The sequence below is a fragment of the Desulfobulbus alkaliphilus genome (assembly GCF_016918545.1).
Taxonomy (GTDB): domain Bacteria; phylum Desulfobacterota; class Desulfobulbia; order Desulfobulbales; family Desulfobulbaceae; genus Desulfobulbus; species Desulfobulbus alkaliphilus.
Window position 1 is genome coordinate 16,082 of sequence record NZ_JAFFQC010000037.1, and the last position, 11,815, is coordinate 27,896.

8 protein-coding genes, 1 tRNA gene and 1 pseudogene are annotated in these 11,815 nt (G+C 52.5%); 8 read left to right on the forward strand and 2 right to left on the reverse strand.

All coding sequences use genetic code 11. The features are described 5' to 3' along the window. Positions 1-29 precede the first annotated feature (29 nt). Positions 30-1,349 (reverse strand): sigma-70 family RNA polymerase sigma factor, encoded by a 1,320-nt coding sequence (locus JWG43_RS20075; RefSeq protein WP_205243795.1) that lies wholly within the window; start codon positions 1,347-1,349, stop codon positions 30-32. Positions 1,350-1,769: 420 nt separating this feature from the next. Between JWG43_RS20075 and malQ the strand changes: the two genes are divergently transcribed. The 7 genes and pseudogenes from malQ to JWG43_RS15215 form a co-directional block, all read left to right on the forward strand. Then, complete coding sequence (gene malQ / locus JWG43_RS15185; protein ID WP_205243796.1) at positions 1,770-3,353, forward strand: 4-alpha-glucanotransferase; 1,584 nt, start codon at positions 1,770-1,772, stop codon at positions 3,351-3,353. Beyond that, on the forward strand, positions 3,334-3,906 hold the full coding sequence (locus JWG43_RS15190; protein WP_205243797.1) for an NAD(P)H-dependent oxidoreductase: 573 nt from the start codon (positions 3,334-3,336) through the stop codon (positions 3,904-3,906). The genes malQ and JWG43_RS15190 overlap by 20 nt, the downstream gene beginning before the upstream one ends. An 88-nt stretch (positions 3,907-3,994) precedes the next feature. Next, positions 3,995-4,070: transfer RNA gene (locus tag JWG43_RS15195), tRNA-Glu, on the forward strand. Between the two features lie 391 nt (positions 4,071-4,461). Next, entirely contained in the window at positions 4,462-4,860 is a 399-nt protein-coding gene (locus JWG43_RS15200; RefSeq protein ID WP_205243798.1) for a PA2779 family protein, read from the forward strand. A gap of 1 nt (position 4,861) precedes the next feature. Then, the gene (locus tag JWG43_RS15205; RefSeq protein WP_205243799.1) at positions 4,862-5,404 is read left to right on the forward strand and encodes a C39 family peptidase; all 543 of its coding nucleotides are present in this window, start codon (positions 4,862-4,864) and stop codon (positions 5,402-5,404) included. 5 nt (positions 5,405-5,409) lie between these two features. Continuing rightward, on the forward strand, positions 5,410-5,982 hold the full coding sequence (locus JWG43_RS15210) for a tetratricopeptide repeat protein (protein ID WP_205243800.1): 573 nt from the start codon (positions 5,410-5,412) through the stop codon (positions 5,980-5,982). A gap of 373 nt (positions 5,983-6,355) precedes the next feature. Beyond that, positions 6,356-6,702 (forward strand): annotated as a pseudogene (locus tag JWG43_RS15215) (BREX system P-loop protein BrxC); the annotation flags it as partial. A gap of 11 nt (positions 6,703-6,713) precedes the next feature. Here the strand turns inward: JWG43_RS15215 and JWG43_RS15220 are convergent. Next, positions 6,714-7,937: an ISAzo13 family transposase gene (locus JWG43_RS15220; RefSeq protein WP_205243802.1), complete on the reverse strand. Its 1,224-nt coding sequence runs from the start codon at positions 7,935-7,937 to the stop codon at positions 6,714-6,716. 286 nt (positions 7,938-8,223) lie between these two features. Between JWG43_RS15220 and JWG43_RS15225 the strand changes: the two genes are divergently transcribed. After that, the gene (locus JWG43_RS15225; protein WP_205243803.1) at positions 8,224-11,715 is read left to right on the forward strand and encodes a PAS domain S-box protein; all 3,492 of its coding nucleotides are present in this window, start codon (positions 8,224-8,226) and stop codon (positions 11,713-11,715) included. Positions 11,716-11,815 lie beyond the last annotated feature (100 nt).

Here is an 11,815-nt window from a genome sequence, read left to right on the forward strand (position 1 = left end):
AGGGACTAACCCACTGTTCGGTTACCAACTCAGTCGAGAAAGAAACGCAGCTTTTCCCTGCGACTGGAGTGCCGCAGGCGGTTTAAGGCTTTCTTTTCGATCTGGCGGATCCGTTCCCGGGAGACATTGAAGCGTTTGCCGATCTCTTCCAGGGTATACTCAGCTTTCTCGCCGATACCGAAACGCAGACGAATGATTTTTTCCTCTCGGTCGGTCAGGGTCGACAGGACTTCGGTCACTCTGTGGGCCAGTTCGCGGTTCTGGACCGCATCGTAGGGGGATTCCGACTCCTGGTTCTCCAGGAAATCACCCAGGGTTGAATCATCGTCACCGACCGGGGTTTCCAGGGAGATGGGTTCACGAGACGCTTCGAGGATCGCCAGGATTTTATCCATGGGCAGATCGGTCATTTTGGAGATTTCCACCGGTGTCGGTTCACGGCCCAGCTCTTTGAGCAGGGAATAAAACGCCTTGAAAAACTGACTGCGCAGTTCAAGGAAATGGACCGGCAAGCGGATGGTCCGAGTCTTGTCGAGGATGGCCCTGGTGATCGCCTGTCGGATCCACCACGAGGCATAGGTGGAAAATTTATTCCCTTTCTTGTAATCGAAGCGGAACACCGCCCGCATCAGACCGAGGTTGCCCTCCTGGATGAGATCCGCCAGGGTCAGACCCTGGTGCATGTAGCGTTTGGCAATGGAGACCACCAGGCGCAGATTGGCCCTGATCATCGAATCCTTGGCGAATTCTATGGACCGGTTATAGGCTTCGATCTTGGTGTTGAGTTCGAACAGTTCCCGTTTGTCCTGATAGTTCCGGTAAGCAATGCTGACGCAATGCTTCATGTAGTTGAGCTGCTGTTTTTTCGGCTTGAGGGTCGGGTCGCGCCGCTGCCAGAGATCAATGCGATCCACCAGCATTTTGATCTCATGAACCCCGGAACTGTCCGCCCGGATGGCCTCAATGATCGCATCGAACCCTTCCCGGATGGTTTTGGAATACTTGGCCTCTTCCTCCGGGGTCAGCAGATCGAACTGCCCCATCTCCCGAAGGTACGTGGTGGTGGTTTCTTCCGAGTCGTGTTCCTCGCTGTCCGGCAGACTATCGGAAGGGGTGTCTTCGTCTCCGGTCTTTTTGCCTGTCCATTCCTCACCGGACAGGGTCTTTCTTTTTCCAGACTCCTCCTGGGTGACAATTTCGATATTGTTTTCCCCAAGGAAGTCGAATAATTCTTCGATGGCTCCCGGGTCCTTCACCTGTTCAGGGAGCAGTTCGTTAAGGTGCTGAAATGTTATGCAGCCCTCATCTTTTCCAGCCTCAAGAAGGTCATTCTTAATACCTGCGAGCACGTGCCTTCTCCCTTAAAACTTTATATTCACACATAAAGTAATTTAAAAAGCAAAACCAATATTGTAAATTACCCTGTCAATCCGCAAAAAGCAATCAAAGACTTTTTCATGCGCCTGGTCCGTAAGCGTTCATCCGTGGGTCAGTTTTATTGTCCGTGACCGTTCGATGAAAGGAGACTTCTATCGGACGGGTACGGGCAATGAAGATGGCGTGCGGACGGACGCCCCGAAGGGCGGCAGGTAAAGGGTAGTATCAAGGATTCCGCTGCAATCAGAAGATGATGACAGCAAGAAATATCCAAAACAAGCGTCCAGCCGTCACGGATTCAGGATGCGGACAGGGTACGTGGAACACACCACTGCTCCACCTCTATTTCCGGGAACATTTTTCGGTATGCTCCCCTTTTTAAAGAAGGAATAATGGACAACAAACATGTAAACATCCTCGGCCTGAGGTCAAGCGGAATTCTGTTACCGGTTTTTTCCCTGCCCGGACCATTCGGCATCGGTGATGTCGGTCCATCCGCGCGGCAATTCATCGATTTTCTCCACAGCAGCGGCCAGAGCTGTTGGCAGATTCTGCCCGTCAATCCGACCAATGCTATTTTCGGCAATTCACCGTATATGAGCTACTCCTCTTTTGCCGGCAATCCGCTGTTTATCAGCCCGGAACTGCTGCTCGAACAGGGCCTGGTGGGCAAGAGCGAGGCCACTCCGCCTGTTTTCTGCGAGTATTCGGTCAAATACGCCGAGGTTGCCGCGTTCAAGGAGCGCCTTCTGGCGGCGGCGTGGAAAAATTATCAACACAGCGGTCTTCTCGAGGATACTCTTGGCGATTTCACCCGCCTCAACCCCTGGGTCAACGACCATGGCCTTTTTCTCGCCTTGAAAGAGACCTACAAGGAGAAACCCTGGTACAAATGGCCGCCTCGACTGCGTCATCGTCATCCCGAAACCCTTGTTCAGGCATCACGGCAACACCGGGAAAGAATCCAGTATCATATCTTTGTCCAATATCTTTTTTTCATGCAGTGGCAGCTTTTGCGCGCCTATGCCGAGGAAAACGGCATCCACATCATTGGTGACCTGCCTATCTATGTCGCCCAGGACAGTGTCGATGTCTGGGCCCATCCCGCCATTTTTCAACTCGATGCGCAAAGCGGCGAACCCACCCATGTCGCCGGAGTGCCGCCTGATTACTTCAGCGTCACTGGCCAGCGATGGGGCAATCCTCTGTATCGCTGGGACCTTGATGACCCGGACGGAAAAAAGCTGCTCTGGGACTGGTGGGAGCAGCGGTTGCGGATCAACTTCACCCTGGCCGACACCATCCGTATCGATCATTTCCGTGGTTTTGAATCCTACTGGTCCGTGCCGGCGGAAGAAAAAACCGCCCTCAACGGGCAATGGGAGCCAGGCCCCGGCGCGACCTTTTTCCGGGAAATGGACAGACGGCTGGGCGGTATGAGCATCATTGCCGAAGATCTCGGCATGATTACGCCCGAGGTCGAAGAGCTTCGCCAGGAACTTGCCTACCCCGGCATGAAGATCCTCCTGTTTGCTTTTGACGGCAACCGTGACAACAGCTATCTGCCGTACAATTGCGAGAAAAACAGTGTAGTGTATACCGGAACCCATGACAATGACACCGCGGTGGGCTGGTGTCTCAGTCCGCAGGTCCCGCTTGCCAGCAAACAGTTGGCAAAACGATTTGCCAACCGGGTCGACGATCATGCCGGCTTCTTTCATCGCGACCTGATCCATATCGCACTGTCATCCGCCCCCAATCTCGCCATCATCCCTCTGCAGGATGTGCTCGGCTTTGGCAATGACTGCCGTATCAACACGCCCGGCACCACGGAAAACAACTGGCTGTGGCGCTGTGCTTCGCGCTTCCTGGCCGAGGACATCGCCACCTGGCTGCGTGAGATGACCGAGACCTTCGGTCGGCTGCCCAGCCCGCCTGAGGAGGACACACCCGCAAGTGAACATACTGATCTTTAACGGCAGTCCCCGCAAAGGCGGCAATACCGAACTGCTGCTCACCAGTGTTGCTGCCGGGATTGAACAGAGCGGGTTCCGGGCCGAGTACATCCGCCTGGCAGATCTCGCCATTCACCCCTGCATTGGTTGTGGCCACTGTGAACGGGAGGGGCACTGTATCTTTGCTGATGACATGACCGCGCTGTATGCGGCAATCGAGGCAGCGCACCGCATTGTCCTTGCCTCCCCCATCTATTTTTATGGGGTGACCGCCCAGACCAAAATTTTCATCGACCGCTGCCAGGTCCTGTGGAGCAGAAAATATCTTCTCAGCGAGCGCAAAGCATATCGAGACGACCTTCGTGGCTACATGGTCAGTGTTGCCGCAACAGCGGGCGAAAAGATATTTGCCGGAGCACGATTGACGATCAGATATGCCCTTGATGCCATGGATTGCCCCTTGAGCGGGGAACTGCTGGTCAAGGAAGTCAGTGACAAAGGCGCCGTGGCCGGCAAGCCGGAAATAATGGCCGAAGCCCTGCAATTGGGCAACGAAATCTGCCGGCCCGATTGAATCGGCAACCGACCGGCAAACTCGCTTGACAAAACAAGCCGGATACTATAGAAAGTCCTTCGCTCAGCAGTCTCAGCAGTCAATTCCTGGCCCCATCGTCTAGTGGCCTAGGACACCGGCCTCTCACGCCGGGAACAGGGGTTCGAGTCCCCTTGGGGTCACCAGGTATAGCAACAGCGTGTCAGCTCTGCTGAGTTGCCACGCTGTTGGTATTTCACAGATCTTGGTTTTTTCAGCAACCCGGTCAGCGCGTTCAGCACTGACCGGTTTTTTTTTGTGGATGTGTCGACAAAACAAGACGAATCGGTATAAATGATGGAAAAATCTTCTCCATTGTCCTAATCTACGCGACAAAGTCGGGTTCTCGATCTCGAGCAGGCGATCTTGACCACGATGGAGACGGAATGCTGGGTCCGACCTTCGCGTCAGGGACGATGTGCAAACCGACACCTCGACCAGCGCAAGCAGTGGTGCTTATCCGGTAGCCGGATACGAGGTGCGTTGAACGTGAGCACACGAAGCATGATGCAAATTTTAACCTGGAGGTGATGCGCTATGTTGTGGCAAAAATGGATTCTCAAATCTCGATTGTGTTGGGCTGTTTTGGCTGTATTTTTCTTTTTTTCATTAGTTCCACCCAATGCCCAGGCGTTTCTCGTTCAGAGTCGTCTTTCATCCGGTGAGATGATTTCCGAGCGCGCCGACCAAATCGCAACCATTCAAAGTGCCTTGGAGCAGAAAATCGTCTCCCAGTGGCTTCAGGACTACGGCCTGAGCAAGGCCGAGGTTGTCGCCAAACTTGACACCATGAGTGATCAGCAAGTGCGGCAACTGGCCGAGCTTTCCGGTGACGTCGGCGGTGGAGCCATTGGAACAACGATAAGCGTTCTCCTGATCATCCTTTTGGTTGTCGTCATCCTTCGCGTGAGTGATCGGCGCATTGTTGTTCAATAGCTTGCGAACAATTGTCCTGCACGGACTGGTTCTTCTGGTTTTGGGTTGCGGTTTTCAGCAACGAGTTCCCCCGTCGCCGGGACATTCTCACGAACTTTTCACCGAAGGGACATACCTGGACGTCCCTTTTATCCCTCAAAACAAGGAGAATGATTGCGGCCCGGCTGCCTTGGCGTCCATACTGGCCTACAAGGGGCGGACCCTTTCCTTGGAAACGATTACCGGAGAGGTCTTCACCCCTGCCCTGGACAGGACCCTGCTTCCGGACATGGAGAACTACGCCCGGAGGCTCGGCCTACGCCCGGTTACGGGCAGCGGCGATCTGGAGCTGCTCAAACAGCGGATCACCGCCGACAGCCCGGTCATTTTGCTCCTGGATATGGGATGGATGATGACCAGCCGGGGACACTACGTGGTCCTTGTCGGCCATGTTCCGGGAGGGTTTTTGGTGCATTCCGGCCATGAGGCATATCAATTCATCGCTTCGGAAACGCTCAGGAAGCGCTGGAGCCGGATGAACAACCTGTATCTGTACCTGGAATGATCCGCGTGCGCGTTGCCGTCATCCTGCTCTGCGGGTTGCTTATGACAATTTCAGCCTGTTCGCTCCCCCGGATTACCGTGCTCTCTGATCCGCTTACGGCAGATGAGCATAATGACCTCGGCGTGTCCTATGAGGCATCTGGTGATTGGGACAGGGCGCTTGCGACCTATGCCGCGGCCGCCGCAAAAGACCGCGGCTGGGACCAGCCCCTGATCAACCATGGCAACGTGCATGCGGCCATGGGCAACTGGACGGATGCCATTGCCAGCTACAGGCGTGCCCTGCGCCGCAATCCGGACAACCCGGAGGCCATGAACAATCTAGCCTACGCCCTCCTTCAGGTACATGATGTTCGCCAAGCCATGAAATGGTCGAAGCGGGCCCATACCATCGCGCCTGAAAACGTCACCTTCATCAGCACCCAGGCATTGATCCTTGCGGAACTAGGCAAGGCCGGAGAAGCAGCGGTTCTTTTGGAAAAGGCCCTTCTCCGGCTTTCCCCGGATGATCCGTTACGCCATCCAGTCCAAAAGCTGGCCGACGAGCTCTCAGCAGGCCGTCCGGCATTATCTCAATGACAGATATTTCCAATTTACCCTCTCCCTTTCCGCAAAAGAACCTTGATTACTTCGTATTGTTCAGCATGCCGACAACAGGCTCGCTCCCAAGAGAGCAGCCAACAGGATCAAGGCTCGGCCAACCATGGGCCTTTGGGGAGGAATTCCGGTGGGGTTCCGGGGACATGATATTTCATTCCCCTGGAAAACATCCGGCTTTGCCGGGGGATTTCCCAGGGGAGTTATCAGGATCCTCGAAAGGCTCTCCGCCGGGAACAGGGGGTCGAGTCCCTTTGCGGTCACCAGGTATACAAACAACGTGTCAGCACGCCAAAGGATACTTGCGAACTGTTTTTAAAAAAGCCAAAAGCAGACGTGACCTCTTTATTCATAAACCGCAGTAACGGGCACCAGCAATCTCAAAAAACTTGAAGGGCGCTTCACCATTCGTATCGGACTCTCGGATGCGGATGTGGAAACCTTAATCCGCCACGTCATCCTCGCCAAAAAGCCGGAGGCCGTAATGCCCATCAATGAGGCCATGCAGGCCAACCTTGGCCAGATCTCCTGCCATCTTTCGGATACAACCATTTGCCATCGGACCGACGATATCCCCTTTTTTCCCCAGGATTATCCGCTCCTGCCCGTCCGCCGGCGCTTCAGGAAAACACACTGCGCGTGCTGGACCCCACCGGCACGGACAGCCAACTGCGCAATCAGCTCAGGTCATGTCACGTAATAAAGCTTACATTTCATGCTGCGCATGGCTGTATGGTATAGTTCCATTCACCATGGAATTCATCGCGAACAAGCCTGACTTGTCGGAACTCTTTGTCTGTAATTATTATCCCTTTGGGGTACTTGTTCGTATCAAGCTCGCACCGAACGGTTAGTCCCTTTGAGGTGGTCGTTGCCGCAATGAGATTCACGATCACTTCGTGGCTGACCAGTGGTTTACCTTGCCAATTTTGGCTGATAAATGAAAAGAGACGATGTTCTATCTTGTTCCACTTGCTTGTTCCGGGAGGAAAATGACGGACAGTGACAGCCAATCCGGTTTCATTGGCAAACCTTTGCAGTTCCGTCTTCCAAAGCCTGACTCTTGCCCCGTTGCTGCCTCCACTGTCCGCGGTAATAAGCAGACGTTCAGCCTGCGGGTAGGCCTCCTTGCCCATGGTCAGCCACCACCGGCGGATGCTTTCCACGGCAAAGGCCGAGGTGTCACTATCAGTGCCCACATTCACCCAACCTTCATTACGCGTTTGATCGTAGACGCCATAGGGCGCCACCTTACCAAGCTCAGGGATCATGAAGTCATAGGTTCTGACTTTTTCAGGATCACCCTTGGGACGAAGCTCCTGTCCATTATTTTTAAAGTCACCAACCAGCTCTTTCTTTTTCGTGTCGACGGAAATCACCGGCTGGCCGGCATCCTGAAACTCTTTTGTGGTGGAATAGATAAACTCAAACTGTGCATTGCGGTCAGGGTGAGAGGCTCCCTCGAGAACCTTTCGGTTGGACTGCAAGCTATATCCCATTTCATGCAGCAGTTCCGCAACCATGCGATGACTTGTGGCATGCCCGAGATTTTGCAGCTCCTCGGCCAGGTTACGTACGCTTTTAGCGGTCCATCGCAAAGGAGATTCTGGGTCGCCACGGGTGACGGGTTCAATCAATCTTTCCAGATCATCACGAAGCGCCGGGTCAAGATCAACTGTTCGCTTGCGCCCGCCACCGGCCTTGCGAATGCGATTGCCATCCTTGCTTATGTCTGCTCCTGGGTCAGCACCCAAGCCTGCCAGCTCCTTGCATCCGGCAGTGATGGTTGGTCGAGAAACACCGCAAGCTTGAGAAACCATCGTTATGCCGCCGCGACCGATTGCCATGGCCTCGGCCGCGACATACAGCCGACGCTGCCTCTCGTCCAGTAGCGGCGATATAAGCATGAATCGTTTCGCAATTAATTCGTGTCCCATGATAGGCGTATATCATGGAACGCAATTTTTGTAAATGTTATTTTGTGACGAACCTTAAGCATGGTGCACATGGTGACCCAGACCGAGATGCCACAAATTATCATTGCAACCCGGCATCAGCTCAGATATGAATAATTTATCAATCATGAGAAAAAAAATGTTTGAACCTATGGCGCTTAACCATTCCAGATGTTCAAGGGGTTTATGATGATCCTTATCGCTAAACTTTCATATGAACATGCCCGCTGGAGTTTTTTGGTCTAACTAACCATCCCTGGAGATCGTTATGACGGATGAGGAGAAAACTACTCCCCGCATTCAATCCAATTCGACCAAATTCATCGACCCTTCACAACTCCGCGAACAAGCCGAGCAAAAAGCTCAATCCATTCAGCAACCTGATTTTTCTTCAATGACACCCGAAGAAATTGAGCAACGGTTTCATGAGTTGCGGGTAAAACTGATTGAGGCCGGGCTGCAAAATGAGCTGTTGCGAAGCCGACTTGAAGCCTGCAGAGATCTGGAAAAGAAAGACGGGCACCTGGAGACGCTTGTAAACTCCCTGATGGAGAATATTCCCGACATTGTTTTTATCAAGGACACACAGGGAGTTTATCTTGCCTGCAACCTCGAATTTGCCCGCCATGCAGGAAGGCGCGTTGAAGACATAATCGGAAAAACGGACTACGATTTGTACAGCAGTGAGGACGCGGACTTTTTTCGGAAAAACGACCAACTCATGCTGGAACAAGGCTCCTCCCGGCAGAATGAAGAGTGGATATCCTACCCGGATGGTCGCAAAATCCTCCTTGACACGATGAAAACGCCTTACCGCAATTCTGATGGTTCAATAATAGGTGTTATGGCTATATGTCGTGACATTACAAGGCGATATTGTGCAGAAAAAGCGTTGCAAAAAAGTGAGGAGCGCTTCCAGAAAATGCTTTCCCTCATTCCGGATATGATTTCAATCCATGACCCGGAAATGAATATTGTCTACAGCAACTGGAAGGGAATTGCCGGTGTTCCTGAAGAGCATCGGGTTTTAGGCACGAAATGTTACCGAACATACAGGCATTTTGAGGAGGTATGCCCGGAGTGTCGGGCGGTTTCCGTTCTGGATACCCGTAATGCGTTTGAAGAGGAGGTGAAACTAACCGGAGGCAGCTGGGTGGACATTCGTGTCATTCCCCTGATCGATGAAAACGGGGTTGTTGAGGCCGTGATGGAGTGGGCAAGGGATATTACAGATCGTAAAGAGGTGGAACAAAGACTCCTTGACAGTGAGCAAAAACATCGCCGCCTCTTTGAGAACATGTTGCAGGGGGTACTATATCAAGACACAGACGGCAAAATCATATCTGCCAATCCTGCTGCGGAGAGTATTCTTGGCCTTTCACTTGAACAGATGCGAGAAAAGACGTCAATGGCCTCTTGCTGGAAAATGATAAAAGAAGACGGCACTGAAGTCCCGGATACGGACCATCCGGCTATGGCCGCCCTGCGCACCGGCGAGACTGTCGGGCCGGTTGTCCGGGGCGTTTTTCACCAGGAAAAGAACACATACGTCTGGCTATCCATCACGGCCTTTCCCGTGTTCGAAGCAGAAGAAGCTGATCCCCTGCAGGCTTACATTATTTTCGCGGACATCACCGATCGCAGGGAGGCGAATGAGGCTTTGCGCAAATCAAAAGATGATTACCAGGCCATTACGAACCTGACCGGGGACATCATCGTTCAGGTGGACACAGAAGGGCGCTGGGTATTTTTAAATGATCAGGCATGCGAGTTTTGGGGAGAACCCAGGAAAAAGCTGTTACACCAATCGTTTTCCGATTATTTGCATCCTATGGACCGGAAAAAGACACACGCCAAAATACAGGAGATGATCGTATCGGGAAACAATGTAAAGAATCTGGTCAATCGGCAAAAAAACCACCAAGGGTGGCGAGTCGTTCAGTGGAATGGGGCCCCTTTCTATCATGACGGCGAATACGCGGGCTTTCAAGCGACGGGCAGGGACATCACCTTGCAGCGGGAAAAGGAAAAGCAGATTCAGGAAAACGAGCGGCGACTCAACACGCTCATATCGCATACCCCTGCGGTTATTTATTCCTTTTTCATTGAGGACGGAAAACCCCGTACTACGTATATCAGTAAAAACGTGAAGCATGTTCTCGGCTATGATGCCGAGGATTTCATCGGCAACTACGGGTTTTTTACAGATCGCGTCCATCCTGATGATCTGCAGATAACGAATGGCGTGATTCCCGAGTTGCTGGCGACAGGCAGTTGTTTTATCGAAGAATTCCGGTTCATGGACAAACAGGGCACCTATCGCTGGCTGCAGGACGGCCAGCAGTTGATCACCCATGAAGACGGGACGCTGGAAGCAGTTGGTACCTGGTGGGACATCACCGAACGAAAGCAGGCTGAGGCGGCATTGCTTGAGTATCAGAAAAGATTGTCCCAGGCCCAGCGCTTTGCCAGGGCAGGCATGTGGGAATTCGACATGAAAACATCGGCGCTCTACTGGTCCCCCGAGTGCGAGGCCCTATTCGGGCTGGAAAAGGGTGGGTTCGAAGGGACCTTTGAAGCCTTTCTCGACCGGGTGCACCCGGATGATCTGGAATATGTAATCCGTGTGAACCAGCCGATAACCGAATTGCAGAAAGGGGTTCCCCTTGAATATGACCACCGGATTATATCCCGATCCGGAGACGTGCGCTGGGTAAGGGAGTCTGCCGGTGTCGCCCTTGACGAAAACGGCGATCCTGCCCGGATAACCGGTTTTATCATGGATATCACGGAAGGCAAGCGCTCGGAGCATGAGCTTCAGATGAGCTTCCGGTTCCAGGAGATCATATCCGATCTTTCATCAAACTTTATAAAAACAACCCGGGAGAGTTTTGACAGGGATATTAACAAAATGCTCTTGCTGATCGGCAACCACTTTCAGGTTGACCGTTCCTATCTCTTTTTGTTTTCCGATGACCAGGAAACCATGACCAATACTCATGAATGGTGCAGAAATGGTGTTGCCTCGCAAATTGACAACATTCGGGAACAGCCCATCGCCTCACTGCCCTGGTGGAAAGCGCGGATTTTTTCCGAAGATCTCATCCATATACCCGATGTGGCGGCACTTCCCGGAGAGGCGGCTGCCGAAAAGAAAGAATTTGCCCGACAGCACATCGCCTCCCTTATATCAATCCCGATCAAAAGTACTGAAGAAACGCTTGGTTTCATTGGCTTCGATGCCGTTGGCGGCTACTATCGCTGGAGCGATTTCGAAATTGTCAACCTGAAAACAATAGCAAACATCATCAGCGACCTTCTTCTCAAACTACGGAATGAAACGTTGCTGCTGGAAGCCAAGAAAAAAGCAGAAGAAAGCGAGGCGCTGCTTCGTCGCAGCCGAGAACAGCTTAGCGTCATACTTTCCAATACGCCTGCGGTGATATACACTAAACGTGTTGATCGACAGGGAAACCTGCAAATCACTTATATAAACGATAACGTAAACAGGGTTCTGGGATTTGAGCCGAAAGATTTTACTGAGAATGTAGATTTTTGGGCAGATTGTGTGCATCCTGAAGACCTTCCGAAGCTTCAGGAAAAACTATCTGGCAGGGAAATGACCAGTGAATACCGGTTTAAGGATAGAAAGGGATACTATCGCTGGCTCCTCGATGCCCAGCAAGTTCTGAATAAAGACGATACGGTTACCGAAATCATTGGGACATGGTGGTGTAGATTGTCACACCGTATTACCTGAAATCTAGTCGAAATTCTCAAGTAACAGTACCCTTGTGAGAAGGGTCCAACCGCAGGAAATGAGAAAAAGTGGGCAGGCTCGGCGCGGGGGGTAGGGAGGT

Coding starts and splice junctions, on each gene's coding strand:
- JWG43_RS15200 (WP_205243798.1), top strand. CDS start 4,462: ATGTTGTGGCAAAAATGGATTCTCAAATCTCGATTGTGTTGGGCTGTT.
- malQ (WP_205243796.1), top strand. CDS start 1,770: ATGGACAACAAACATGTAAACATCCTCGGCCTGAGGTCAAGCGGAATT.
- JWG43_RS15225 (WP_205243803.1), top strand. CDS start 8,224: ATGACGGATGAGGAGAAAACTACTCCCCGCATTCAATCCAATTCGACC.
- JWG43_RS15220 (WP_205243802.1), bottom strand. CDS start 7,937: ATGGGACACGAATTAATTGCGAAACGATTCATGCTTATATCGCCGCTA.